24 protein-coding genes are annotated in these 24,758 nt (G+C 61.8%); 15 read left to right on the top strand and 9 right to left on the bottom strand.

Annotation, left to right across the window (positions count from 1 at the left end):
- Positions 1–10: 10 nt before the first annotated feature.
- Entirely contained in the window at positions 11–670 is a 660-nt protein-coding gene (locus I6I71_RS05900; protein ID WP_201819333.1) for an SOS response-associated peptidase, read from the top strand.
- Here the strand turns inward: I6I71_RS05900 and I6I71_RS05905 are convergent.
- Positions 643–1,107: an aminoacyl-tRNA deacylase gene (locus I6I71_RS05905; protein ID WP_052205221.1), complete on the bottom strand. Its 465-nt coding sequence runs from the start codon at positions 1,105–1,107 to the stop codon at positions 643–645. The two genes, I6I71_RS05900 and I6I71_RS05905, sit on opposite strands and share 28 nt — an antisense overlap.
- Before the next feature lie 70 nt (positions 1,108–1,177).
- Here I6I71_RS05905 and I6I71_RS05910 point away from each other — a divergent pair, with 70 nt between their 5' ends.
- Positions 1,178–1,762: a sigma-70 family RNA polymerase sigma factor gene (locus I6I71_RS05910; protein WP_201819336.1), complete on the top strand. Its 585-nt coding sequence runs from the start codon at positions 1,178–1,180 to the stop codon at positions 1,760–1,762.
- Entirely contained in the window at positions 1,763–2,053 is a 291-nt protein-coding gene (locus I6I71_RS05915; protein ID WP_101733947.1) for a mycothiol system anti-sigma-R factor, read from the top strand.
- Positions 2,054–2,251: 198 nt separating this feature from the next.
- Here I6I71_RS05915 and I6I71_RS12260 read toward each other — a convergent pair whose 3' ends face one another.
- Entirely contained in the window at positions 2,252–2,326 is a 75-nt protein-coding gene (locus I6I71_RS12260) for a 50S ribosomal protein bL37 (RefSeq protein WP_370513275.1), read from the bottom strand.
- A gap of 102 nt (positions 2,327–2,428) precedes the next feature.
- Positions 2,429–2,692, bottom strand: a complete 264-nt coding sequence (locus I6I71_RS05920) for a WhiB family transcriptional regulator (RefSeq protein WP_070464078.1) — start codon at positions 2,690–2,692, stop codon at positions 2,429–2,431.
- A 462-nt stretch (positions 2,693–3,154) separates the two neighbouring features.
- Between I6I71_RS05920 and I6I71_RS05925 the strand changes: the two genes are divergently transcribed.
- Positions 3,155–3,589, top strand: a complete 435-nt coding sequence (locus I6I71_RS05925; protein ID WP_201819339.1) for a hypothetical protein — start codon at positions 3,155–3,157, stop codon at positions 3,587–3,589.
- Between the two features lie 5 nt (positions 3,590–3,594).
- On the opposite strand, the gene I6I71_RS05930 is transcribed toward I6I71_RS05925, so the two are convergent.
- Together I6I71_RS05930 and I6I71_RS05935 are read right to left on the bottom strand one after the other, a co-directional pair.
- Positions 3,595–4,800 carry an Rv3212 family protein gene (locus I6I71_RS05930; protein WP_201819342.1) on the bottom strand — a complete coding sequence of 402 codons (1,206 nt, stop codon included), beginning with the start codon at positions 4,798–4,800 and terminating at the stop codon, positions 3,595–3,597.
- Positions 4,797–6,155 carry a DEAD/DEAH box helicase gene (locus I6I71_RS05935; RefSeq protein ID WP_201819346.1) on the bottom strand — a complete coding sequence of 453 codons (1,359 nt, stop codon included), beginning with the start codon at positions 6,153–6,155 and terminating at the stop codon, positions 4,797–4,799. The genes I6I71_RS05930 and I6I71_RS05935 overlap by 4 nt, the downstream gene beginning before the upstream one ends.
- A gap of 69 nt (positions 6,156–6,224) precedes the next feature.
- On the opposite strand from I6I71_RS05935, the gene I6I71_RS05940 reads away from it, so the two are divergent.
- From I6I71_RS05940 to I6I71_RS05980, 9 genes are all read left to right on the top strand, one after another.
- Positions 6,225–6,449, top strand: coding sequence for a DUF3107 domain-containing protein (locus I6I71_RS05940; protein ID WP_201819359.1), 225 nt, complete (start codon positions 6,225–6,227; stop codon positions 6,447–6,449).
- Between the two features lie 11 nt (positions 6,450–6,460).
- Entirely contained in the window at positions 6,461–7,534 is a 1,074-nt protein-coding gene (locus I6I71_RS05945; protein ID WP_236587249.1) for a DUF3152 domain-containing protein, read from the top strand.
- Positions 7,535–7,543: 9 nt separating this feature from the next.
- Positions 7,544–8,254, top strand: a complete 711-nt coding sequence (locus I6I71_RS05950) for a hypothetical protein (RefSeq protein ID WP_052205214.1) — start codon at positions 7,544–7,546, stop codon at positions 8,252–8,254.
- Between the two features lie 18 nt (positions 8,255–8,272).
- Positions 8,273–11,275 carry an ATP-dependent DNA helicase gene (locus tag I6I71_RS05955; protein ID WP_236587250.1) on the top strand — a complete coding sequence of 1,001 codons (3,003 nt, stop codon included), beginning with the start codon at positions 8,273–8,275 and terminating at the stop codon, positions 11,273–11,275.
- Positions 11,268–14,546 carry an ATP-dependent helicase gene (locus I6I71_RS05960; RefSeq protein ID WP_414017430.1) on the top strand — a complete coding sequence of 1,093 codons (3,279 nt, stop codon included), beginning with the start codon at positions 11,268–11,270 and terminating at the stop codon, positions 14,544–14,546. Before I6I71_RS05955 ends, I6I71_RS05960 begins: the two co-directional genes overlap by 8 nt.
- A gap of 77 nt (positions 14,547–14,623) precedes the next feature.
- Positions 14,624–15,697 carry a potassium channel family protein gene (locus I6I71_RS05965; RefSeq protein WP_052205212.1) on the top strand — a complete coding sequence of 358 codons (1,074 nt, stop codon included), beginning with the start codon at positions 14,624–14,626 and terminating at the stop codon, positions 15,695–15,697.
- Entirely contained in the window at positions 15,690–16,475 is a 786-nt protein-coding gene (locus I6I71_RS05970; RefSeq protein WP_201819365.1) for an NAD(+) diphosphatase, read from the top strand. The genes I6I71_RS05965 and I6I71_RS05970 overlap by 8 nt, the downstream gene beginning before the upstream one ends.
- A complete protein-coding gene (locus I6I71_RS05975; protein WP_201819366.1) occupies positions 16,475–18,523 on the top strand; it encodes an ATP-dependent DNA helicase UvrD2 in 2,049 nt (682 codons plus the stop codon). Before I6I71_RS05970 ends, I6I71_RS05975 begins: the two co-directional genes overlap by 1 nt.
- Positions 18,524–18,543: 20 nt before the next feature.
- A complete protein-coding gene (locus tag I6I71_RS05980) occupies positions 18,544–19,371 on the top strand; it encodes a hypothetical protein (protein ID WP_236587251.1) in 828 nt (275 codons plus the stop codon).
- On the opposite strand, the gene I6I71_RS05985 is transcribed toward I6I71_RS05980, so the two are convergent.
- Positions 19,368–20,222, bottom strand: a complete 855-nt coding sequence (locus I6I71_RS05985) for a TOMM precursor leader peptide-binding protein (protein WP_201819379.1) — start codon at positions 20,220–20,222, stop codon at positions 19,368–19,370. The genes I6I71_RS05980 and I6I71_RS05985 overlap by 4 nt on opposite strands.
- Before the next feature lie 49 nt (positions 20,223–20,271).
- Here I6I71_RS05985 and I6I71_RS05990 point away from each other — a divergent pair, with 49 nt between their 5' ends.
- A complete protein-coding gene (locus I6I71_RS05990; RefSeq protein WP_201819382.1) occupies positions 20,272–20,766 on the top strand; it encodes a M48 metallopeptidase family protein in 495 nt (164 codons plus the stop codon).
- Here the strand turns inward: I6I71_RS05990 and I6I71_RS05995 are convergent.
- The gene (locus tag I6I71_RS05995; protein ID WP_201819395.1) at positions 20,763–22,199 is read right to left on the bottom strand and encodes a zinc-dependent metalloprotease; all 1,437 of its coding nucleotides are present in this window, start codon (positions 22,197–22,199) and stop codon (positions 20,763–20,765) included. The genes I6I71_RS05990 and I6I71_RS05995 overlap by 4 nt on opposite strands.
- Before the next feature lie 226 nt (positions 22,200–22,425).
- Here I6I71_RS05995 and I6I71_RS06000 point away from each other — a divergent pair, with 226 nt between their 5' ends.
- Positions 22,426–23,442, top strand: a complete 1,017-nt coding sequence (locus tag I6I71_RS06000) for a YlbL family protein (RefSeq protein ID WP_201823456.1) — start codon at positions 22,426–22,428, stop codon at positions 23,440–23,442.
- A 3-nt stretch (positions 23,443–23,445) separates the two neighbouring features.
- Here the strand turns inward: I6I71_RS06000 and I6I71_RS06005 are convergent, their stop codons facing one another.
- Together I6I71_RS06005 and I6I71_RS06010 are read right to left on the bottom strand one after the other, a co-directional pair.
- Entirely contained in the window at positions 23,446–24,186 is a 741-nt protein-coding gene (locus I6I71_RS06005; RefSeq protein WP_201819398.1) for a hypothetical protein, read from the bottom strand.
- 13 nt (positions 24,187–24,199) lie between these two features.
- Positions 24,200–24,718 (bottom strand): PPA1309 family protein, encoded by a 519-nt coding sequence (locus I6I71_RS06010; RefSeq protein WP_070493238.1) that lies wholly within the window; start codon positions 24,716–24,718, stop codon positions 24,200–24,202.
- Between the last annotated feature and the right edge of the window lie 40 nt (positions 24,719–24,758).

Below are 24,758 nucleotides of genomic sequence, written 5' to 3' on the forward strand. Positions count from 1 at the left end.
TAATGGAGGCATGTGCGGACGCTTTGTGCTTTTCACCTCAGGCCAGGACCTCATCGATGAAGTGGCGGGTGTAGACGGCATCACCACCGTCGAAGCCCCCGATGGCACCCCGCCGCCACGCTACAACATCGCCCCCACCCAACCGGTGCCGCTCGTGCGTATCGACGGCCCCACCGCCCACCTCAACCCCGCCCGCTGGGGGCTTCTGCCCACCTGGAAGAAAGATGAAACCGGGCCGCCGCTATTCAACGCACGCGGCGAAACCATTGCCGAAAAGCCCTCCTTCCGCTCTGCGTTCAAGTCCCGCAGGGGGCTGATGGTTCTTAACGGCTACTACGAATGGCTCCAACGCGACGGTGTGAAACAACCGTTTTATGTGCGCCCGGCCGAGGGCATGCTGTACGCGGCGGCGCTGTGGGAAACCGGCCTTGACAAACTGTCTGTGACCATGGTGACCACGGACGCCACCGAAAACATGGCGTGGCTGCACCACCGGCTGCCGCTGTTTCTGCGTGAAGACGAAATCCGTACCTGGGTTTCCGGTAGCCCCGAAGAAGCCTTGGCGCTGGTCCACCCCTCGCGGGTGGCGGATCGCCTTACGTGGAGCGAGGCGGCGCAGGAAGTGGGCAACGTGCGAAACGACTACGCGGAGCTGATATCCGCGAACTGAGCTTTTGTCAGCTTGGCCAGATCCTGCGGGCTGAGCTGGGCCGACAGGCCACGCTGGCCTGCGGAGACGGTGATGGTGGGCAGGTTGGCCACGGAGGCATCTATAAGCGTGGGCAGCGTCTGCAGCGTGCCAAGCGGTGAAATACCCCCAACCACGTATCCGGTGGCGCGCTGCGCCTTGGCTGGATCCGCCATCTCCGCGCGCTTCCACCCCAGCGCCTTCGCCGCGGCCTTGAGCGACAGGTGACCCGCGACCGGCACGCAGCAGATAGCCATATCACGATCGTGGTGGATCACCAGCGTTTTAAGCGTTGCCTTCGGGTCCAAGTTGAGCTCATGCACCGAATGCTCACCGAAATGATCCTGGCTAGGGGAGTAGGTGAGCACCTCATGCGGGGTGTTTTTCAATGCGGTTAGCGCGCGGGTTTTCTCAGCCATGGCGTAAGCGTAACGCCATGTGAGCACGTGTGTGGAAACGTGGTTTGCCAAGGGCCCTACAATGGCCACTATGCCCGAAACCGAGCTTGCGACTGATCTCAAGGCGCGCTTCACCGAAGAAGCGATGCCCCTGCTGGACCAGCTTTACGGCGGCGCGCTGCGCATGACGCGCAACCCCCAAGACGCCGAAGACCTACTGCAGGAAACCTACCTGAAGGCCTACAACGCCTTCGACAGCTTCAAACCGGGCACCAACCTCAAGGCGTGGCTGTACCGCATCATGACAAACACGTACATCAACAACTACCGCAAAATGAAGCGCCGCCCGCTGGAGACCTCTGCCGAAGACGTCACGGATTCGCAGCTGTACACCTCCTCCTCCCACGACTCCACGGGCTTGGAATCCGCCGAGGTTGAGGCGCTAAAAATGATGCCGAACTCCCGGATCTCGGACGCCTTGAACTCGTTGAACGAGGACTACCGGATGGTGGTGTACTACGCCGACGTTGAAGGTTTGGCGTACAAGGAAATCGCCGAAGTGATGGAAATCCCACTGGGAACGGTGATGAGCCGCCTTCACCGTGGAAGAAAACAGCTGCGTGAGATGTTGAAGGATGTAGCACACGAGCAAGGCATCGGACTGGAGGAGAAGTAAATGGCTACCGACAGCAACTGCACCTGCGGTGATTGCAGCGACGCACGGCTGACATCGCTTCTGTGTGAGCTTTTCGATCCTTCGACGTCTCGTGCCCGCGCCGACGAAATCCGCGCCACCATCGAGTCCTGCCCTGAGTGCTTCAGCCGCCTCGAATCCGAGCAGGCAGTACGCGGGCGGCTTCGGGAATGCTGTGGGCACGCTCAAGCACCCGAACCGCTGCGCCAGCGCATTATTACGTCTATTACCTCTGTGACGACAGTGCGCGTGACCGAGGTGCGCTACCAGTAGGAGCGGGTGGCGGGCTCAGCCCGCGTGCTCCCAAACGCGTTTGCAGCTACCTACACCCGGCTACCAAGCGAAAAATCGCTAAGTAGCTGCATGTAGGTAGCTGCATTTAGTTCCCGGGGGAGCTAAAACACCGCCCCGCATCCCTTGAAGCCAGGGGAGCGGGGCGGTGTTGTTTTGCGTTACTACGCAGGCGTCAACTTATGCGTTGGGGCGCTTGCCGTGGTTTGCGCCCTTCTTGCGACGGTCCTTGCGCTTACGACCACGCTTGCTCATGTGGGGCCTCCTTATGTGTCAATACGGGAAATTCAGGTGTAACTGTATCGCCTTGTATAGAGGGGAAAGAAATTGACCCCGTCGAGCTTGGTCGGTTGTGTCTTAGACAGCTACGGCTGCGCGCTTGCGGGCACGAGCCTTGTTGCGACGCTTGAGCGCACGGCGCTCCTCCTCGCTCAGGCCGCCCCACACGCCAGCATCCTGGCCAGTCTCAAGTGCCCACTTCAGGCACTGAGAGGTAACCGGGCAGCGGTTGCAGACCATCTTTGCTTCGGCGATCTGGGACAGAGCCGGGCCAGAGTTACCAACCGGGAAGAACAGCTCCGGATCCTCGTCGCGGCAGATTGCTTCGTGGCGCCAATCCATGATGAAAACTCCAATTCGTGTCGTCGTTGTACTTCATTTAGTGCGCACCACTTCAACCCCAATTACTTGGGATGTTGCAAACGAAGTTTGATTCCAGGGCTCCGGGCGGTGTTACTCGGAGGATCCGAGACCCGTCTACCGGCTTAACCTGGCGTTAACCCTGTGGTGGCTGAGGGTTAAGGGCTGTGTAACCAGCCCGTTGTTTTTGCTACTTGAGAATAATGACACGATTGCTAGATTCTCGCTAGAGGTAAATGCAAAAAAGTGACAGAAGTCATATTTACTGCGCCATTTATGCTTAGGTCCTAACCCCGATTTTGTGAACTATCTCATTGCTGTCAACGCTGTGAAGTGGGGAAACGCAGTTCCTGTTGGCGGCACACAATGGTGCTGCGGGTCAAATCGACCAGTGTTGTGCCACAAGCGGGGTACGCAAGAGGGATACCAAGAGGGATACACTGCATGGCTGTGAATAGACCTGTTGCACCTTTTTTGCGTTACGGCGCGGTAGTAGCACTTGTGCAATGCGTTGCCGTGTTTGGCTACATCATCACGCTGCTGATTGATCAGTTCAATGACCATCAGAGCGTCCTAGAGTCAGAGACCGCCGCCGCCAACTACGTCAACCTTGGCACCGCGCTGTTTCTGGCCATCGTGTTTGGCTACATCGCGTGGATAGCCATCTCTACGCTGCGCGGCACCCCGCGCGCCATGGGCGCGCTGATGCTCGTGGAATGCATCCTGGTGGGTGTGGCCATCTACATGTTCCGCGGAGGCGTGCCGGGCATGGCCGTGGCCACCCTGGTTACAGCGGTGTTTGTATTGGCAAGCCTGTGGCATCCAACGACACGGCAGATGCTGGAGGAGCGGTATGTGGAGAAAACGGAGCGTAGATAAGCAAACTAGCTCGCGGCCAGCACCACGATCTCATCGCCGCGCTTTTCCACCACCGTTGCTCCAGCAGAGTTAATGAAGACTGGGCCGGCGTAATCACCGCGGTCAACGGGAATGATGTCTTCGACCTTGTTGCTGTCCCAATCCACCACGGCAACCCCGCCAGAGGAGGCGTACAGCAGGCGGTCACCCGCAGCGAAACCGGTGCCCAACGCGCCCTGGAACACGTCAGTGGCGGTCAACTTCGCCGGCTCCATCAGCACCAGGTAATCGTCCTCAAAATAGGTCATGTGGTGCGGAAGGTCGGCGACGGGCAGGATGTGCGTGCTGCCGTCGATAGTCAGGGGAGCCTCAAGCGCCGGCACCGTTGACGCACTGAGTTGGTTGCCCTCCTTGTCGTAGGAGCGGATCTCCTGCGTGTCCGGGTCATAAACCGCTGCTGCGTCCTGGGAAATAGCAACCAAGTAAGCACTATCCCCAATCTCCTGGCTGGAGTAGATCTCCGGCTTGCGGGAATCCTCCGGAGTAGCGTTCTGTAGCCGCAAAAACGCGCCGTCGGTACAAATCTCCGTCACCGCAAATAACTCCGTCCGAGTCAACGCCGAGGTGATCTGGCACTGATTCGGCTGCATATCCGGCTCCTGCGGCGCCTCAACCGCGCCATACTCCACCGTGCGCACCATGTCTGAACGCCACAGCTCCGCACGCGTGGAACTGACGTAACCAACACGGTCATTCGACACAACGGACGTCACATCCGTCGGCGCGATCGCAGAACGCGTACCGGCGTACTTACCGGTCAGGGCCTCAATAGCCACCACGTCGCCGCAGCCAGCGTTGTCCTTGTAAGCGGCAACAACCTTGCCCCACGCCTGAGCAAGCACGCAGAGCTCATTCGGACGGTGGTACGTCCACGCCGTCTCACCCGAAGACGTTGTTGCCGTCACCGTGCCGTTGTAATACGTAATGATCAACCCGTTGACCACAACCGGCTGCAGCTCAGGGGAGTGATCAGGCAGCCGAAACAGCTCCTCAAGCTTGGTGGGAGCGGTGGCCAAACGGCCCTCGTTTTCCAGCTCCTCCGGCGCAGACTGCAAATCAGCCGCACGGATCGGGGCAGTGAAATACGCGATGGCAAGCAGCACCACAGCAATCGCGGCAATGACCGCAGTAGCGATTAAATCTCCGCGTGTGCGGCGCAGTGGCTTTGTCACCGGCGTCGGCCTCCTCGGGAACGGGAACTAGAACGTGATCGGCTGCCGGAACGGGATCGTGCATGAGCGCTGCGATCCAGGCGCGCCGGACGTGCCCCGTGCACTTTACGCGGAGGACCCACCGTGGCCGAAGCTGAGTCCGGGATATCCAGCGCCTGCGCAAGCTCCGGGGAGGTGGAAAACCACTCCGGCGGGGTGGGGTTATCCAAGTCCAGCTCGGTGTTGATCAGCTCCCACTTGTGCGCCTCATCAAAACCAACCAAGGTCACTGCGGTGCCGGAGTTGCCGGCGCGGCCCGTGCGGCCAATGCGGTGGACATACGTCATCGGGTCATCCGGGGTTTGGTAGTTGATCACATGCGTGACGTCATCAACGTCAATGCCGCGAGCCGCCACGTCAGTTGCCACCAGGATGTCCACATCGCCTGCACGAAACGCGTCCAAGGAGCGTTGGCGGGCTGATTGCCCAAGGTCACCGTGGACAGCGCCGGCGGAAAAGCCGCGCTTGGCTAGGTCTTCGGCCACCTCGGCGGCGCTGCGCTTGGTGCGGGCGAAGATGATGGTGCGGCCGCGGCCCTTGGCCTGCAGGATGCGGGCGACCACCTCGGGCTTGTCCATGCGGTGGGAGAAAAACACCACTTGGTTGGTGCTGGCGTGGGTGGCAGAGGCGTCTTCCGCCTCGGCGCGGATGTGCAGCGGGTTGTTCATTTTAGAGCGTGCTAGCGCCAAGATCGGGCCTGGCATGGTGGCGGAGAACAGCATGGTCTGCAGTTTGGCGGGCACCGCCGCCCAGAGCTTCTCAATGTCGGGAAGGAAGCCCATGTCCAGCATCTCGTCGGCCTCATCGAGCACCAGGATCGCCACTTGGTCCAGGCGGAGATCCCCGCGCTGGTGCAGGTCAATCAGGCGGCCCGGGGTACCTACGATCACGTCAACGCCGCGCTGCAGCGCCTCAATCTGTTCCTCGTAGGGGCGCCCGCCGTAGATCGTGGCAATGCGCACCGGCGTGTATTTAGCGGCACGCTCCAAGTCTTCGCCTACCTGCACGGCAAGCTCACGGGTGGGAACTACAACGAGCGCGCGTGGGGTGCCGTCGAGTTCGGCCACGTCAGCGTCGTCAAAGACCCTGTCCAACAGCGGGATGCCAAAGCCGTAGGTTTTGCCCATGCCAGTGCGGGCCTGGCCGATGATGTCACGGCCATCCAGGGCAATGGGGATTGCCAGCTCCTGGATGGAGAAAGAAGAGGTGATGCCCAGCTCTGCCAGTGCGTCAATAATTTCGGCGGCCACCCCTAGTTCCGTAAAGGTGGGTGGTTGTTTGACAGGACTGTTTTGTAAAGACGCGTCTGTAGCCACGCGCCTTAGTCTAGCCCGCGCTGGTAGCAGCAAGCAGGCGGTGTGTGGCGGGCCGTTACAATGGCCGCTATGGATATCAAGATTGGTCTTGCAGACATTTCCCGTGAACTGACCATCCGCCTGCCGGAAGGCGGCGAGGAAGTTGTTGCGAAGATTCAGAGCGCTATTGAGGCGGGCACGCCGACTATCACGGTGGAGGATGAGAAGGGGCGTAGCTACCTGATTCGTACTGATCGCATTGCGTACGTCGAGCGGGGCTCGGCGGCAACTCATTCCGTGGGGTTCATGCGCTAAATTAACTGCATATGACCACACGGCACCAGCGAGGAACCCACGAGGGCGGCATGGATAATGATGACGCCTGGGACGATTTTGACGACTTCATTTTTGATGAACTCGACGAGTGGGAGCCCGAGCCAAAAGAGCGCGCCAAGCGTCGCGCACGCCATGAGCGTCCGGAGCGCGACCAGGCTGCTGAGGGCTGGTGGGTGCGTTTTGCCCGTGAGTACGGATGGCGTGCGTACGCCATCCCTGTGCTGTCTGTGATTACGGTGTTTGTGCTGATCAACATGGTGCAGAACCCGGATGCTGGTGTGGTCACTGCCGCGGGTACTGATGAGGTTGCGGCACAAGACGGTGATGCCACAAACGGGGAGCACGGCGCGCATGAGCACGGCGACTGGCCGCACCGCGAGCCGGCGGAGATGCCGGAGGCCGTGCTGGATGTCAATCACTTGCCCCCGGGTGGGCCATATACGGAGTCGGGTACTGGCAACTTCTTTGTCATTGGCCAGCCGGGTGCCGCTGGCGGCATTGGTGAGGAGTTGACCGTGCGGTACGTGGTTGAGGTTGAAGAGGGCATTGACACAGCGCTCTACGGCGGCCCGGACGCGGTGTCTGCCATGGTGGATTCCACGCTGCTTGACCCGCGCAGTTGGACGAATGACCCGCGTTTCAGGCTTGAGCACGTTGCGCCGGAGGATAACCCGACGCTGCGTATCCGCCTAGCTTCTGTGAACACCACGCGTGAGCTGTGTGGTGGTGAGCTTGGTTTGGAGACCAGCTGCCGCACCCGCATTACTGGTGAGGACACGGTGGTGATCAATGAGTCGCGTTGGGTGCGCGGCGCGGCCCCGTTTGAGGGCGATCTTGGTTCGTACCGCCAGTACGTGATTAACCATGAGGTTGGCCACGCGTTGGGCTTCGCACGCCATGAGCAGTGCCCGGCTGATGGGGCGTTGGCGCCGATCATGATGCAGCAGACCCTGAGCCTGAACAATGCACAGCTTCGCAGCTTTGACCCGGGTGAGGTCTACGAAGATAACAACGATACGTGCCGGTATAACCCGTGGCCGTACCCGCGCCCGGCGGTGCTCTAAGGGGGCGTGATGCGGATTCCTGAGCATGTGTTGCGCGCTTTCCAGCTTGACGACGAGGAAGGCGTAGCCACCTCTGACGTGTGGGATGGTGGCGTGCGTTTTGGCCGGGTTGTGGTTGCTCCTGCGCAGGATGCTGCCGTGTGGTCTGCCAAGGTCCGTGAGCGGGCCGAATCCAGTCTGGGCTTGCGGTTTTCGCGTGCTGTGCGGGCAACTGATGGCCGCTTTGTGGTGGGTGGTTTTGTGGCTTCGGAGTTTGTTGAGGGGCAGCCCGCCGCGCGCGTTGATGAGGTTGTGGGGGCTTCCCTGCTTATCGACGCTGCGTTGTCCACCACCCCCGCACCCACCACCGAACCTGTGGAAGGCTCTTGGCGTGAGATTGACCGCGCTGTGTGGGCGGGCGAAGAGCAGGATTTTGGCGGCGAGTACGTTGTGGCGGATCTGGACCTGCTGCGCCGCTGTTTGTTTGATGGTTACGCCCCGCCGGCGGTTGCGGCGTTGACGCCGTCTGCTGAGCTGCGTCCGCGTGGGTATACGGCGGCGATTGTGATGGTGGATGGCTTGATTGCGAATGCGGTTGATGCGCGTGTGATTGATCGTTGGGCGCACATTCCAAACCTGCGTCAGCTGCTTGCAAAGGCGTGGGAGTTTCGCCAGCTCACCACCCCGCATTCGAACATAGGTCCTGATTTTCGAAGGGTTGGGCAAATCGTGTGTCCCTAGTGTGTAACGATGGTGCCTATGAGCTCACCGGTTACACCCCGCGCCTACCTTGTATCGCGCCTAACTGACACCACGCCACGTACGTGGCCAGTTGATCTGCCCAAGGAAGGTCTGTGGAAGGTCACGGGAGACGCGGGTGCAGGCGTTTCTAGTTTTCTTGTAGATACCGCTGTGGAGGCCGTGGCCCGCGGGCGGGTGTTGGTGATTGCTTCTTCGAAGGAGTCCGGTGCTCGTCTACGTGCGGAGCTCTCGGAGCGCCTCGCGGCTACAGGTTTTGTGGTGGATGAGCCGCTGGTGCGCTCCGTGCACTCTTTGGCGTTTGCGCTGCTTCGCCAGCAGACGGAAAAAGAGATCCGGCTGATCTCTGGCGCTGAGCAGGATGCGATGATCCGCCAGCTGTTGGCTGGTAATGCGCAAGACGGTACGGGGTCTTGGCCGGAGGAGCTGCGCCCCGCGCTGCCGATGGTGGGCTTTGCCCGGCAGCTGCGCGACTTTTTGTTGCGCGCCGTTGAGCGCGGTTTGGGCCCGGATGATCTGCGGCGTTTGGGTAGGGATCACAACATTCCGATCTGGTCTGCTTCCGGGGAGTTCTTGCTTGAGTACCAGCAGGTGATGCGGCTTACCGGTGCGCTGCGCTACTCGGCCTCAGAGCTGGTGGCTGAGGTGCTGGCGGGCATGAGGGCAGGCGAGATCACGGAGACGTGGGATGCGGTGATTGTGGATGACGCGCAGCATCTCGCCCCGGCCTCCGCCGAGTTGATTTCGCACCTGTTGCAGCGCGCCACACTTGGCGTGGTTGGTGGTGATGGGGAGCAGGCGGTCTTTCGGTTCCGCGGTGCATCCCCACGCTTCTTTGCCACCATGAGCGGGTTGGATCACCAGGTGATTGACTTAGGTTCCACGCGGCGCAACCCGCAGCGCCAGGTGGTGATTGCGCCGGAGGAGCAAACGCACCACGCCACCTTGGTGGACACGATTCGGCGCGCGCACTTTGAACAGGGTGAGCCGTTTTCCTCCATGGCGGTGGTGGTGCGCTCCACGCCGATGATTGAGCCGATTCGCCGCAGCATGCTGGCGGCGGGCGTGCCGGTGATGCTGGATCCCACAGATGTGGTGCTGTCGGAGCAGCGCATTGTTGTCTCACTCCTGCTTGGCCTAGAGGCGCTGGAGAGTGAGCTTCAAGCGACGCAGTGGCGCGACCTTCTGCTTGGCCCGGTTGGCGGTGCGGACCCGGTGACGCTGCGCAGGCTGCTGCGTGGTTTGCGTCGTTTTGCGCCGGAGGAACATGCGGAAGCGGTGCTGCACCGCCTTCTGGCAACTGACCAGGAACTGCCGGACTTTGACGGCGTACTGACAACGCGCGAGGTAGCGATTTTGACGCGTATGCGCTCCGTGCTGGAGGCCGGCCGTGCGGCACTTGCAGTCAACGGCAGCGTGGAGGAAGTGCTGTGGGCACTCTGGGCGGCAACGGGCTTGTCGGATCGCCTGATGGCAGCAGCCTTACGCGGTGGTGCAACCGGTTCGCAGGCAGACCGTGACCTGGATGCGGCGATGGCGCTCTTTGACGCGGCCGGTGACTTCACGGAGCGGCGCCCAACCGCAGGGGTTGCGTCTTTCATTGAATACATCGCGCAGCAGGAACTCCCCACCGGCGTGCGTGATAGGCGGACCGCTAAACCTGACGCGGTCCATTTGGCTACCGCCCACGGTGCGGCGGGCAGGGAGTTTGGCCGTGTGATCGTGGCAGGTGTGCACGAGCACTCCTGGCCCTCGCTGGGTGAGACCGGCACGATGTTCCGCCAGGAAGACTTGATTGACCTGCTTGATGCGGGCGTGGACCCGGCGGTGCCTGTTTCGCATGCCTCGGAGCGGTTGGTGGAGGAGCGTCGGCTGTTCCACGTGGCCACCACGCGTGCAACGAACCACCTTTTGGTCACCGCGATGGATGACCAGGACAGCGACGAGGTGGTCACCCCCTCGCGCTTTATTGAAGAGTTCTGCACCACCTTCAACGTGGACCCCATCGAGGCTGACTCGGATACGGTGCAGGTGCTGGCCAAAGACGAAGTCATTGCGCAGCTTCGGCGTGTGCTGACAGACCCGGAAGTTGATGCGGTTTCCCGCGAGCAGGCGGCGCGGCAGTTGGCGCGCCTGGATAACGCTGGCGTGAGTGGGGCTGGGGAGGGGCAGTGGTGGGGGTTGCGTGGGGCGTCGACAAGCGAAGCCCTGCAGCAGCGAACGGCGCTGTCGCCGTCGAGGATTGAGAAACTCCTGGAATGCCCCATGCGTGAGGTGCTGGAGCGCATGGTGGGGTTGGACGAGACGATGAGCATGATTCACGGCTCCCTTGCACACGCCTATTTTGAGGCGCTGGGCCGCGGGATGGAAGCGGCGAAAGCGCGCGCGGCGGTGATGGCGGCGAGGGAAGAAATGCAGGACGGGCCTGCGTGGAAAAACGAACGTGACCTGGCAGATTTTGCCCGTCTGCTGGACCGTATTGATACGTGGGTGGTGGCCGCGCAAGCCCGCCATGAGCTGCTGGCGGTGGAGGCCAATGTGGATGTGACCGTGGACGCGGAAACCGGGCTGCGGATTCGCGGGCGCGTAGACCGGCTTGAGGCTGATGAAGGCGGCTTGGTCCGCATCGTGGATCTGAAGAGCGGGGCCAACATGCCCAGCCAAAAAGAGACGGAAGACAACAAGCAGCTGCTGGCGTATCAGCTGGCGCTCACTCAAGGTGAGTTGCGCGGTGAAGAGATCCGGGACGCGCGCGGTGAGGGCATGCAGATTGGCAGTGCTGTGCTGGTCTACCCGGGGTCTACAACAAAAGCCGTTGGTACTCGTGAACAGTCAGCGAAATCGCCTGAGGAACTGGCGGAGTTTGCGCAGTGTATTCGCCCGTTGCCGGAGGCGATGGCGGGCCCGGTACTGACTGCTACTACAGGATCGGGGTGTGAGTACTGCCAGGTGCGTTCGCTGTGCCCGGTGCAGTCGGAAGGAATGGTGATTGCAGATGTCTAATGTGACGTATCCAAAGATTGTGATGCCGCCAAAGACGCTGTCGGCAGCGCTGAAGCAGAAGTTCCCGCCCACGCCGCAGCAAGCGGACGTGATTGGCGCGGACCCGGGGCCGCTGCTCGTGGTGGCCGGTGCGGGTGCCGGCAAGACGGAGACCATGGCTGCGCGCGTGGTGTGGCTGGTGGCCAACGGGTTTGTGCGCCCTGATCAGGTGTTGGGCCTGACGTTTACGCGTAAGGCGGCGCGCGAGCTGGACAAGCGTATCCGTGACCGGCTGGCCACCCTGGCTGAAGACAGCGCGCTGGTTGCGCGCCTGGACCCTACCGGGGAGCTGGGCAAGGCGCTTGAGGTGATCGCGCCGACGGTGTCCACGTATGACTCGTACGCAGGGGACCTGATCCGGGAGTACGGACTTTTGGTGCCGGTGGAGCCGGACGCGCGCCTGATTACAGATGCGGAGCTGCACGCCGTGGCCACAGACGTGGTGGCGAACTATTCCGGCCGGCTGCTGGCTGAAGACGGGTCAAACCGCAAGATCAACTCCGTTGTGGAAAACCTGCTGGGGCTGGTTACCTCCATGGGCAATGAGCTGGCAGATTCCAAAGAGGTTGCGGAAAATGCGTCAATTTTCTTGAAGGAAACCGAAGAACTCACCGGCAGCAAGCGCACCAAGGGTGAGTACTCGGCGGATATGACCAAGTGGCGCGCCATCCAGCAGGAGCGCGCAGCATATTTGCCGTTGGCTGCTGAGCTGCAGGCGGAACTACGCCGTCGCGGTCTGGTGACGTTTAATGAGCAAATGTCTGTGGCGGCCGCCATGGCGCGTGATCACGCGCAGGTGGGCGAAAGCCAGCGCAGACGTTTCAGGGTGGTCATGCTCGATGAGTACCAGGACACCTCGCACGCCCAACGCGTGTTGCTGACCAGCCTGTTTGGCAAGAACCAGGATCCGGGGCTGACCGTGACCGCGGTGGGCGATCCCATGCAGGCGATCTACACCTGGCGCGGTGCAACCGCGGCGAACCTGGCGGCGTTTGTTGCAGACTTCCCGCAGGCTGACGGCTCGCCTGCACCGAAGAAGCAGCTGACCACCTCCTGGCGCAACCCCCCTGAGGTGTTGGCGCTGGCCAACGAGGTCTCTGATGAGATTTTGGGTACTGGTAAAGACCGCGCCGTTGAACCGTTGCAGCCGCGTGAGGGCGCTGACGCGGGCCGGGTGCAGCTGGGCTACTTCAACACTGAGGATGAAGAGGTCACCTACGTTGCTGATGAGCTGCAGCAGCTGTGGCAAACATCGCAATCAACGGGTGAAGCGTTCAAGGTGGCCGTGCTGGTGCGTAAAAACCGCCACACCGCAGCCATGGCAGAGGCGCTGGAAGCGCGTGGCGTGCCCTACGAAATTGTCGGCGTTGCGGGTCTGCTGGCCGTGCCCGAGGTAGCGGACACCGTGGCCATTGCCACCATGCTGGTGCGCCCCGGGGATTCGGCGGCCGCGCTGCGGGTACTCGGCGGGCGCGCCGTGGGTCTAGGCCTAGCGGATCTTCACGCGCTTGCCGCTCGTGCTGAGAATCTTCGCGCCCGCGAGCGGGGCCAAGATCCCGATACCGCCGAGCGTGTCGAAGAACTCGCCGGCGAGATGACCGCTGAGGAGCGCCTGCAGCGCGAACTGGAAGACCTTGTGGATCGTGCTGCTGAAGTCATGGCACGCTCTGAGCGCTCTGCCGGGTTGGCGGACGCGGTGGCTGATCTGGGTGAGCCGGAACGCTACTCGGAAGAAGGCCTGACGCGCCTGAAAGACCTCAGCGCGAAGCTGCGCTGGCTGCGCACCCACAGTTTGGGCAAGCGTTTGGCGGACCTGTTTGCAGACATCATGAGTGTCTTTAACATCCGCACCGAAGTTCTTGCCCGTGACAGCGTCACCCGTGCTGCCCACCTGGACCGCTTGCTAGATGAGGTGGCAAAGTACCCGGGTTCTAGCCTGGATGGCCTGCTGGACTACTTTGAGCTGGCACGTTCGCTGGAAGACGGGCTGGAACCCGGCAACGTGAGTGTGAAGACCGACCGTGTGCAGCTGCTGACCGCCCACAAGGCGAAAGGTCTGGAGTGGGACACCGTGGCGGTACTGCACGCGGATGCCGGCACCTACGGCGCAAAAGCCGGCACGTTTTTGGGCCAGATCAAACTCCTGCAAGACGACACGTTTGCAGATACTGAGATCACTCCGGAGTTTGCGGAGGTGGAAACCCGCTCCCAGTTTGAGAAGGCCGCCAAGCAGTGGGTGAAGTTTGTCCGCGGGCGCGAAGCCGAGGAAGCGGCGCGACTGTTTTATGTTGCCGTGACCCGTTCCGCCCGCAACCTGTATGTCACCGCGTCGCGCTCCGCGCCCTATGAGTATTTTGCGCAGATGCGTGAGCAGGTGGATGAGCAGTGCGTGGTCACCTGGTGGGACGGCGCTGAAGCCGAGGACACCGACAGCACAGGCAACACGAACACAGACGAGCGCGTGGGGCACTGGCCGGATTTCGTGCCCTCGCCAGAGACCATCGCGGCAGGCCAAGCGGTGGCAGACGCACGCGAATCCATGCCGGAAGTGAGCAACGCAGAAGCCCGCTTCACACAGTGGGAGCGCGACGTCACCGCGCTGATTGAAGAACACGAGGCGTTGCAGCGCGCCGAGGTCCCGGTGGTGTTGCCCGGTGAGCTGACGGCGTCTGATGTGGTGGCGCTTCGCGCTGACCCCGCCCAGTTTGCTCGCCGTGCGCGCAGGCCGGTGCCGTTTAAGCCGAACACGTACGCCAAGCGCGGCACGGCGTTCCACGAGTGGCTGGAGGAGTTCTTCGGGGCGCGCCCACTGCTGGATGAAAATGAGCTGCCGGGCAGTGAGCAAGAGGAGGTCGACGCCGCCGTGCTTGAGCAGCTCAAGAGCTCCTTTGAGCAGAGCCATTGGGCCAGCCGCACCCCGGCGTTTGTGGAGCGCGCCTTTGAGCTTGCCCTGGGTGATGTGGTGGTGCGCGGGCGTATCGACGCCATCTTTGAAGACGATGAAGGCTGGACCGTCGTGGACTGGAAGACCGGCATGAAGCCCACACACGCGGACATGGAGGCGGCGAAGCTGCAGTTGGCGGTGTACACGGAAGCGTGGCGCAGGATAGCCGGTGATGACAAGCCGGTACGCGCAATGTTCTTCTATGTGCGCACCGGCGAGGACTTCGCTCCACGCGACCTTCCGGGCGCGGACGAACTGGCAGCGTTGATCGCGCCGGAGGAAGCTTAGGAGTGGACTACAGTGTCTTGCGGTGAATTAACCAGAACCAGCACAGCGGAAGGGAGGCGCGAGTGAGACTGCCGTATATGAGCGCGTGGGGCGATCGTTTCCGCTCGGGCACTGATGTCAGTGACATGCCGGTGCATACGCTCACTGAGATCATCACTATTCCGCGCTCCACGCCGATCACGCCGTGGTCTTTGATCGCGCGGCGTTTCGCCTACGCGATGCTGCTCATGGTGTTGGTGGCAACGCTGGTTTACATTGACCGGGATGGGTACTCCGAGCCCTTAACGTACATTGACGCGTTGTATTACTCGGCGGTGTCGCTGTCTACCACGGGTTATGGTGACATCACGCCGGTGACGCAGGGGGCGCGTCTGGTCAATATTTTCCTGATCACCCCGGCGAGGGTGGCGTTTCTTATGCTTCTGGTCGGTACCACGTTGTCGGTGCTGACGGAGGATTCCCGCAAGACGCTTCAGATTCAACAGTGGAGGCAATCCGTGCGCAATCACACCATTGTCATTGGCTACGGCACGAAGGGCCGTTCCGCGATTGATGCGTTGCTGGCAGGTGGCGCTGCCCCTTCCAGCATTGTGGTGGTGGATACGGATGCGGTGAGTTTGTCGCAGGCGGAAAACCGCGGCCTGGTCACGGTGCATGGGGACGCGACGAAGTCGGGTGTGCTGCGCATTGCTGGTGTGAGCCGTGCGCGTTCCGTGGTGGTTGCGCCGAGTTCGGATGACACGGCGGTGTTGGTGACGTTGTCGGTGCGTGAGCTTGCGCCGAGCGCGATGATTGTGGCTAGTGCCCGTGAGAGTGAGAACCAGCATCTGCTGATGCAGTCGGGTGCGGATTCTGTGGTGGTTTCTGCGGAAACTACGGGGCGGTTGCTTGGGTTGGCTACGGTGACTCCGCCGGTGGTGGAGATGATGGAGGATCTGCTGAGCCCGGATGAGGGGTTTGCGGTGGCTGAGCGTCCGACGGCGGATGATGAGGTGGGTGCGAACCCGCGTCACTTGGCTGACATTGTGCTTGGCGTGGTGCGCTCGGGTGAGCTGTATCGTATTGACGCGCCTGAGGCGGAGGCGGTGGAGCCGGGCGATCGCATCCTGTATGTGCGCATGACCAAGCCTGTTGAGCAGGCTGATGACTAAGTACTTGTTGGTGGATGACAGCAGGGCTTTTCTGCTTGTCGACGCCCAAACGGCGCCCCTCCCCAGCGCCCCCACCACCGGTCCCACGATCCAGCTTTCCAAGGACATTGTTGCCACGCGTATTCATAGCACAAGCGTGAGCGAGCTGAAAGAGCTCGCCCAACACGCCCAGCTATCTGGTGATGCGCGCACGCACGCTGATGATCCGCTGATCGCTCGTGCGATTGCCCTGCTGAATGCCCAGGAGCGCATGCGTGTGCACCCCACGGACGGCACGCCGTTGACGTGGAACGCTCAAGGCACGCAGGCGCAAAGCGAAGCCGGCAACATAGTGTTTCCGCGTATTGACCCGAGCGTGATTGGCATTGTCACCAGCGCCGATGATCAGAAGATCCTGATGGTGGAAAACGCACGCCGCCCTGGCTACTTCACCAGTGTTGCCGGCTATGTGGATCCGGGCGAGACGATCGAGGCGGCCTGGGTGCGCGAGGTGCGTGAGGAGACCGGCTACACGGTAAACAACCTGGCGTACGTTGGATCCCAGCCGTGGCCGCTGTCAGGAGCGCTGATGTTGGGTTTTGTCAGCCGGGTTGATGAAACGGAAACACCAGGTGAAACGGACGGGGAGCTGCGCCGCATGGTGTGGGCGAGCCGGAACGAGGTGGGTGATTTGCCAATGCCGCCGCTGGGCAGCATTTCGCGCACGCTGATCACGCGCTGGGTGGATAAAGGTTTTGATGATGTTGTGTTTGGGGATGTTGGGGGAAGTGATTTCTAGTGGCTATTGATTTGAGCTTGTTGGATGAGGACCAGCGGGTGGCGGCAACCGCCCCACGCGGGCCGGTGTGCATCCTGGCGGGTGCGGGTACGGGTAAGACGCGCACGATTACGTACCGCATTGCCAACCTGATTGATCAGGGCATGGTCAGCCCGCAGCGGGTGCTGGCGGTGACGTTTACGCAGCGCGCGGCAGGTGAGATGCGCGACCGTCTGCGCCAGATGGGGATTGGCGGGGTGCAGGCGCGAACCTTTCACTCCGCGGCACTGCGGCAGCTGGCGTATTTCTGGCCGCAGATTGCGGGCGATTTGCCGTGGAAGGTGCTGGATAACAAGTACCCGCTTGTGGCGCGCGCGGCACGTGCCGTGGGCTTGGATACCGGCAAGGACATGGTGCGCGACCTGATGGGGGAGATCGAGTGGGCCAAGGCGAATGTGATTGGGCATGAGGATTATGTCCAGCGCATTGGCACGTTGGGCCGCACTGCACCGACAGAGGCGCAGAAGGTGGCGGATGTGTATCGCCACTATGAGGAGCAGAAGACCAGCCCTGAGGGCATGCTGCTGGATTTTGATGACCTGCTGTTGCACGTCGCCGCAGCGCTAGAGAACGCGCCTGCGGTGGCGGAGCAGTTCCGCGCCCAGTACCAGTCTTTTGTGGTGGATGAGTACCAGGACGTGACCCCGTTGCAGCAGCGTGTGCTGGAGGGTTGGCTGGGCCAGCGCGATGATCTGACGGTGGTGGGCGATGCCAACCAGACCATCTACTCCTTTACGGGCGCGACCCCGGATTTTCTGCTGAATTTCTCGCGCACCTATGAGCACGCCACGGTGGTCAAACTCCAGCGTGACTACCGTTCCACCCCGCAGATCACGGATCTGGCGAACACGGTGATTGGCAAGGCCACAGGGCGCGCAGCGGGTACTCGTCTTGAGCTGATTGGTATGCGCGAGCCTGGCCCTGAGCCGACGTATTCGGCGTTTGATGATGAGCCGACGGAGGCTCGCGAGGTCGCCGCGGCAATCCGCCGCCTGCTGGATAGCGGCGTGCCGGCACGCGAAATCGCTGTGCTGTATCGCATCAACTCTCAGTCCGCGGCCTTTGAAGCGGCACTGGCAGACGCGGGCATTTTGTACCAGGTCCGTGGTGGTGAGGGCTTTTTCAACCGCGGTGAGGTCCGCGAGGCCATCCACCAGTTGGCGCGCGCCGCAAACCGCAGCGACCTGCCTGATGACCCGGTGCAGGTGGCGCGTGCGGCGTTCGCCCCGCTTGGTCTGACCCCGAAGGAGCCGGAGGGTGCGCAGGCGCGTGAGCGTTGGCAAGCACTGCGTGCGCTGGTGGACCTGATCGAAGAGATTGTGAACTCTAAGGAGGCCGATGACCTGGCTGGTGTGCTGCGCTCTTTGCGCCAGCGCGCCGAGGCGAAGCAGCCACCGGCGGTGGATGGTGTGACCCTTGCCAGCCTGCACGCTGCGAAGGGCTTGGAGTGGGACGCGGTCTTCCTCGTCGGCTTGGTGGAAAACACGTTGCCTATCTCTCACGCGATTAAGGCGGGCGATGAGCAGATTGAAGAGGAACGCCGGCTGTTCTACGTGGGCATTACGCGTGCGCGTGAGCACCTGCACATGTCGTGGTCCCTCTCGCGTCAGGAGGGCGGAAGGAAGTCACGCACCCGCTCACGCTTCTTGGACGGTCTTGTGCCTGAGCTTGAGGTGGAGCGCTCCCCGCAGCGGCTGAAGCGCAACCGTCGTTGCCGGGTGTGCAACAACTTCTTGGACACCCCGGCGGATAAGGCGTTGGGGCGCCACGTGGACTGCGAACCTTCCTACAACGAAGACCTTTTCACCGCGCTGAAGAGCTGGCGTTTAGACGTCTCGCGTGAAGCCGGCCACCCGGCCTACATGGTGTTTTCAGACGCCACGTTGATTGCCATCGCGGAAGCCATGCCGCAGGACGTGTCCAGCCTGCTGGATGTGCCAGGTGTGGGCCCTGTCAAGGTGGAGGCGTACGGGCCTCAGGTGTTGGAGATCTTGAGCGAGTACAGCTAGAACCTTTTATGCTGGCGGCCATGACGCACGCACCACCGCCAATGCCGCCGTCACTGCCAACGCCGCCGTCACTGCCAGTGCCACTGCCGCGAACGCCGTTGAAGTTTTCCTCCGAAAGTGATGAAGCCCTAGCGCCGAAGTCCATGAAGGAAAACGATCAGCAGCGCAATACGCATATGGATCGCAGCGGCATGCGCGAGGCCATCAACAGCTCTGGGCCACCCATTGGCCGATCGAGTTTCAGCATGATGATGGTAGGCGGCATCCTCACCGCCATGGGTGTGATGGCGTTGTTTTTCGCTGTGGTGCACACGCTGTTTATCACCATTTTGTTCCCCGGTGCGGAGGGCATCATCGACGGGATTCCCATTGCCAGCCTGATCAACGGCGCAGCTGCGGTGGTGTTCATCGTTGTCGGGATTTTGGTCCTGCGAGGAAACTTGGGGCGAACAACGCGGCTGCGTACCGCGTGGGAAAACGGGTGGGTTGAGTACCGGCCAGCGCTCATTGGGGAGTTGATGCACAAGCGCGTCGTGCGCTTCAGCGAGGGCTCGGATGATCACTACTACACAGCCCCGGTGCTCATCCTGCAGCCGGACGGCACGCTGACAGAGGCCGTGACTGAGGAGTTCCGTTTGCCGGATCCGAACTGGCTGCAAATCCGCGGTCGCAAGCTTGCGGGAGTTGGGTACCGGGCCATTGTTGATCTGAACCTCAACAACGGCTGGGGCGTGGTGGGCTACCGCGTGGACACCGGCATTCCAAAGCCAGAACTGGAAAACGGCCTGCGCAAAAAGAACATCGAGGCAGCGCTTGCCTTCGCGGAACAGAATTGGGTCAAACCCTAACCGCACACTTCACACCGCGGGTGCGGCAGCACCGTTTTGCGCTTCAAAAACGTTGTGGCAAAAGGGTCAACCACGTGCAGCTCACCAGCCACCGGCGCAGCCATGGAAACACCAGGGGGCTGCGCAACACCTGCCACGCGGCGGATATAGGCCGCAGCGGCCGCAGCGCCAGCGCTTAAGACAACATGGTCGGGGGAGTGTGGTCCGGTGGGGAAGTGCCGTAATGCAATGGCCCACCCGTCGTCCACATCCGAAAAGTGGCGGGCGGTACACGCAAGACAGGCCGAGCCCTCGCCGTCAAACAAGGGGCCGACAAACACTTGCGAGTCCACCAGGTTCACCGGCACGGTGGCGCCCACGCGGCGCTTGGTCATCCGCGCTACCGCCTCAGCTTCTGCCAGCTTGTCCACGGCAACCACCGGCACCCACGGATCCGCCCGCCCCACAAACCGCTGCTCGGTGGTGTTGCGCATCGGCGAGCGCACCTCAACACCACACCCGCGCAGCACCCGCGATAGCTGCTTCGCCAGCGGGGAGTTGCCCAGCAGGATCACCGGCACCGGATCTGCCGGTACCAAAATACGAAAGGACACCAGATCCGCCACCATGCTCTCCGCAGCATTCGCGCCCACATAGGCCGTAAACGCACGCGTCAGGTGGTGCAGTGGGGTGGGGGTGACCGCAGCGTCGATAAGCAAGGAAAGCTCCTTGGCAAAGGGTGTTTCAATCACACCCGTGCGCGTGGCGTCCAGCCCGAACTGGATGAGGTTTTGCGCACGTAGAAACACACTAACCCCCGGCGCAAGCCGCACATTTGAAAACCTGCCAACACGCTGGTTCGTTGACACCATGAAAGACACCCCCCGATGTGTATTTCGCACCATCCTACAATGCGAAGTCATGGCAGACATCCCGTACACCGTGATTCGCTCCGCCAAACGCACCCGCACGGTGCAAGCCCGGATGGAAAACGGGGTGGCGGTCATCCGCATCCCGGCACGCATGAGCAAGGCGCAAGAGTCCGAGGTTGTTGCAGAGATGCTGGCAAAACTCCAGCGAAAATCCGCCCGCAACCCGCGCTCGGATGAGCAGTTGGCGCGCCGGGCGGAAGAACTCAACCAACAGGTCCTGGAGGGTCGCGCGCGGATCGGCTCGATCAGGTGGGTGGATAATCAGACCACGCGCTGGGGCTCCTGCACCGTGTCCACGGGGGATATCCGGTTGAGCAGCAGGCTTATAAGCGCCCCAACGTACGTCATCGACGCCGTCATCATCCACGAACTCACGCACACCTTCATCAGCGGGCACACGGAAGAGTTCTGGGCGTGGGCAGATCGTGCGCCGCACGCCGAGCGGGCGAAAGGCTACTTGGAAGCGCTGCAGCGCTTCGTCTAGTCCTCTTCGCCCTTTTCCGGATCCTCCGGATCTTCGGAGCCCTGCTTGCGCAGCTCTTCTTCCATCTTGGCAAACTCGGCGTCGAAGTCGGTGTCCGGTTGATCGTCCAGAAGCATGTCAATGAACGCAGCGGGGTTGTCCAGGTGCTCGGCGGTGGGCAGGAAGTCCGGGTGGTCCCACACAGCGTCACGGCGCTGAACGCCAACCGCGTTTTCCGCACGGCGCCACAGCTCAGCGGCCTCACGGACCTTCGGGGCAGCCAGCTCAATGCCCACAACGTTGGCAAACGCCTGCTCCGCAGAACCGCCGGTTGCGCGGCGGCGCGCCCAGGCCTCTGCAAGCTGCGGGGCGGAAGGGATACGACCCTCCAGTGCCTCGTTGACCACAACGTCCACCCAGCCCTCAACCAGCGCCAGCAGGGTCTCTAGGCGCGAAGTGGCCGCGGCGTTGCGCGAGCCCACACGCGGCGCTAGGTCTTCGCCCTCAAGGTTCTGCAGGGCTTCCTGGATGGACTGCGGGTCACCAGACTCCAAGTTCAGCCCGCGTGCGACCTCTTCAAGGTGGGAAGTGTCAATCTCTAGGCCTGCGGCGTACTCCTCAACGGCGGATACAATGCGCTCAACTAGCCACGGCACGTGCTTGAACAGGCGCTGGCGCGCTGCCTCACGTGCGGCGATGTAGACAATGACCTCCTGGCCAGGTACCTCAAGACCCTTGGCAATCTCGCTCACGTTGCCCGGCAGGATCGCCGCGACGTTGCTGGGAGCAACCGGCAGGCCGAAGTCGGTGCCGGTGAGCGCCTGCTGCGCCAAGTCACCGAGTGCGTGGCCCAGCTTCATGCCCATCTGCATGGAGTTCATCTGGCGCATCATGGTAGACATCGGCCCCATCATTTCGCGGACCTCGTCCGGCATGGTTGCCAGTTGGGCGCGGTTCATGTGGTCGGCCACCGGGTTGACCAGGCGCTTCCACATCGGCATGGTCTCCGCAATCCAGGTTTGCGCGTTCCATGCCTGTGCCTGCGCGCCGGAGGCGGGAAGGGTGGTGGCCTCATCCAGCCAGAGATCTGCAAGCTTGACGGATTCCTCTACCGCCTTCGCATCACCCGCGGAAGCGTCCTTGGCACTGCCCAGGCGCTGGCGCGCCATGCGGCCTGCCAGCTCAAAATTCACTGCGTCGGCGTCGTTTTGGGCGTTCATGGAGCTGCCCATGCCGGAAAGCATCTGGCCGAACTGGTTCAAAATGTCGCCTAAACCGCCAGCGCCGCCGGCACCGCCGAAGCCTGCGCCGGGTTGGAAACTAAAGCCGAATGATGCGAACGGGTCGGAGTTGCCGCCGCCTGCGCCGCGGTCGTTGTCCCCGTTGCGGTTATCACCATTGTGGTCATCACCGTTGTTGTCGTTGGGGAAGGAGAAACCAAATCCGTTACTCATACCCGCCCACACTACCGGCATGTGCCACACGTTGTTACGACGCAGGTCATATGCAGAAAAATTTTCTAGCTTCGGCTTTGGTCTATGCTTATCGGCCGTGACAACTGTTGTACATCCCTCGCCGGAGCCTTCTCAGCAGCCGCCTGCGCGTAAGCCCGAATCGCCGGATCCGCGCAATACTCGCCGCGCCGCCATCGCATGGGGTGCGGTGCCGGTTGCGGTGCTGATGGGTTTATTAACGGTTGACCACATCCCGGGCACCGATATTTCCCTTACCGTGCCGTTTGCTGCCCAGGGCCCGGGCCCGATGTTTGACACACTCGGGGAGGTTGCAGGGGAGCCTGTCGTGCGTATCGACGGTGCCGAGACCGACCAAACCTCCGGCACCTTAAACATGACCACGGTGTCTGTGCGTACGAACATGACGCTGCTGCAGACCCTGAACCGGTGGATTACTACGGATGACACGATTGTGCCCGTAGAGCAGGTCATGCCGCGTGATTTAAGCCCGGAGGAAGTCAAGGAGTACAACACTCGGGCGTTTGTGGCCTCTGAGGCCTCCGCCACGGTTGCGGCGATGAACTACTTGGGCAGGCCCACGCGCGTGGTTATCCATGAGGTGGTCGACGGTGCCGCAGCCCACGGCAAGTTGGAGGCCGAAGACACCATTACTGCCATCAACGGCCAGGCCGTAACCAAGCCGGGCGAGGTCCAGGAGCTGGTGCGTGCGCTCAAGCCTGGCGACGATGTTGCAGTCACCGTGATGCGCGGTGACGGAGCTGGCGCCGAAGAGCACACCGTAGATGTCACGCTGGGTGAAAACCCGCATGAAAAAGACGTGGCCATGCTGGGGATTTTGATGACCTCTGAGCCAGGCGACGGCGTGGAAGTGACCTACAACCTCAACGACGTCGGCGGCCCGAGCGCCGGCATGATTTTTGCGCTTGCCGTAATTGACAAGCTTTCCCCGGGTGAGCTCACACACGGGCGCACCGTGGCGGGTACCGGCACGATCAACGAGGAAGGTCAGGTCGGCCCGATCGGTGGCATTACGCACAAGCTCGCCGGTGCGCGCGATGGGGGAGTGGAACTCTTCCTGGCTCCCGCGGGTAACTGCGCAGAAGCCAGCCGGGTCGATTCCGGCGAGATGGTGGTGGCCAAGGTGGACACGCTTGATGATGCGGTGAAGGCGCTTGATGATTTCGCCGCTGGCCGCGACGTGCTTACCTGCGAGGCGAACTAGCCGCTAGTTCGAGGCCGTCTCCTCGGCCTCGGCTTCAGTCTCAGCCTCTGCTGACTTGGTTGCAGCAGTCGTGCCAGGCGTGGAGACTTCCCCGGTCTGCTGCGCAAGCCCAAGCTCGTAGATGAGGGTGCGGGGATCCACATCGTCGGTGGAGATCAGCTGCTGCATCACCTGGCCGGTGTTGTTGTCCACCACGGTGATAATCGCGGAGTTAGCCAGCACCGACCAGCCAACAATGCGGTCATTTTCGTCCTCCACCACACGTGAGGAGCGCAACTGCGTCAGCAGCTGGGTGGTGGAAGCAGCCTTCGACTCAGAGTCAAAGAACTGGAACTGGCCAATTTCACGGCCGCTGCAGTTATACGCACCGTCGAAGCCGCCTTCGGTGCACTCATCCAGCTGGGCGAAAAATGACGCCGGCGCCAGGGTTGCAAAATGCTCCGCAACCTCATCCAAAGTGGAGTTTTCTTCCTTCGCCGTCGAAGTGGCACTGGTTGCAGTGCTCTTGCTTGTCGACGAAGAGGCCGACGCCGAAGACGCCGTAGTTGCCGAGGTTGTTGCGGACGACGTTGCAGACGTTGTTGTCGGCGCCGTGGTCGTCGTAGATGCCGAAGATGAGGCGGCGCTCGTCGTCGAAGAAGCAGGCTCCGGGTCCTCGGCGTCGTTGCCACAGGCGCTCAGCGTTAATGCAACAGCAGCCGCGGTAGCGGGAATGGTCAGGTGTCGTTTCAGCACAGTTCTCATGTTACGGCTCATTTTATGCCAGCTCATCCGGGTCATGCGTCAGGCTATATTGCAGCGCGGCAATCACCGTCGGCGCCACATCCGGCCCACCACGCAGCTCAATCTTGTCTTGCGCGAACAATCCGCCCGCTTCCAACTCCTCCTCGGTGGGGCGAAGCTGGAGGAGCGTTTGCACGATATCGTTATCACGCAGAGCCCCCGAAAACAGCCGTGCCGGGCGCGGGGAGGGGTCCTCGGAGGAAGAATCGCGGAAGATGATCTCCTGGGCCAGGATCACACCTTCCACCTCATGCGGCCATGCAACGCGGGCAACGTAGTCGGCGAGTTCCTCAGAACCCGGCTGGATGTGATCCGGCAGGGTTTGCACAACAAGCGTCAGCGGCGAGTTATCTGCCCGGTCGAGCTCCTCCAGCTGATCAACCAAAAGTTCACTAGGTACCAGGCCAAACAGGGTTGGCGGCGCGTCCCATCCTTCCGCGTGGACGAACTCGACGGCCTCCATCATCGCCTTATTCAGCGCCTGCTGTTGCATGCCTTGGGAACCCTTCTAACGTTTTTTGCGTTGGACTATT

The organism is Corynebacterium riegelii, assembly GCF_016728505.1.
GTDB lineage: Bacteria > Actinomycetota > Actinomycetes > Mycobacteriales > Mycobacteriaceae > Corynebacterium > Corynebacterium riegelii.

Coding starts and splice junctions, on each gene's coding strand:
- I6I71_RS05920 (WP_070464078.1), bottom strand. CDS start 2,692: ATGGATTGGCGCCACGAAGCAATCTGCCGCGACGAGGATCCGGAGCTG.
- I6I71_RS05980 (WP_236587251.1), top strand. CDS start 18,544: ATGACGCACGCACCACCGCCAATGCCGCCGTCACTGCCAACGCCGCCG.
- I6I71_RS05915 (WP_101733947.1), top strand. CDS start 1,763: ATGGCTACCGACAGCAACTGCACCTGCGGTGATTGCAGCGACGCACGG.
- I6I71_RS05910 (WP_201819336.1), top strand. CDS start 1,178: ATGCCCGAAACCGAGCTTGCGACTGATCTCAAGGCGCGCTTCACCGAA.
- I6I71_RS06010 (WP_070493238.1), bottom strand. CDS start 24,718: ATGCAACAGCAGGCGCTGAATAAGGCGATGATGGAGGCCGTCGAGTTC.
- I6I71_RS05900 (WP_201819333.1), top strand. CDS start 11: ATGTGCGGACGCTTTGTGCTTTTCACCTCAGGCCAGGACCTCATCGAT.
- I6I71_RS05955 (WP_236587250.1), top strand. CDS start 8,273: ATGAGCTCACCGGTTACACCCCGCGCCTACCTTGTATCGCGCCTAACT.
- I6I71_RS05945 (WP_236587249.1), top strand. CDS start 6,461: ATGACCACACGGCACCAGCGAGGAACCCACGAGGGCGGCATGGATAAT.
- I6I71_RS05990 (WP_201819382.1), top strand. CDS start 20,272: ATGGCAGACATCCCGTACACCGTGATTCGCTCCGCCAAACGCACCCGC.
- I6I71_RS05985 (WP_201819379.1), bottom strand. CDS start 20,222: ATGGTGTCAACGAACCAGCGTGTTGGCAGGTTTTCAAATGTGCGGCTT.
- I6I71_RS05970 (WP_201819365.1), top strand. CDS start 15,690: ATGACTAAGTACTTGTTGGTGGATGACAGCAGGGCTTTTCTGCTTGTC.
- I6I71_RS05995 (WP_201819395.1), bottom strand. CDS start 22,199: ATGAGTAACGGATTTGGTTTCTCCTTCCCCAACGACAACAACGGTGAT.
- I6I71_RS05905 (WP_052205221.1), bottom strand. CDS start 1,107: ATGGCTGAGAAAACCCGCGCGCTAACCGCATTGAAAAACACCCCGCAT.
- I6I71_RS06005 (WP_201819398.1), bottom strand. CDS start 24,186: ATGAGAACTGTGCTGAAACGACACCTGACCATTCCCGCTACCGCGGCT.
- I6I71_RS05960 (WP_414017430.1), top strand. CDS start 11,268: ATGTCTAATGTGACGTATCCAAAGATTGTGATGCCGCCAAAGACGCTG.
- I6I71_RS05965 (WP_052205212.1), top strand. CDS start 14,624: ATGAGCGCGTGGGGCGATCGTTTCCGCTCGGGCACTGATGTCAGTGAC.
- I6I71_RS05925 (WP_201819339.1), top strand. CDS start 3,155: ATGGCTGTGAATAGACCTGTTGCACCTTTTTTGCGTTACGGCGCGGTA.
- I6I71_RS06000 (WP_201823456.1), top strand. CDS start 22,426: ATGGGTTTATTAACGGTTGACCACATCCCGGGCACCGATATTTCCCTT.
- I6I71_RS05950 (WP_052205214.1), top strand. CDS start 7,544: ATGCGGATTCCTGAGCATGTGTTGCGCGCTTTCCAGCTTGACGACGAG.
- I6I71_RS05940 (WP_201819359.1), top strand. CDS start 6,225: ATGGATATCAAGATTGGTCTTGCAGACATTTCCCGTGAACTGACCATC.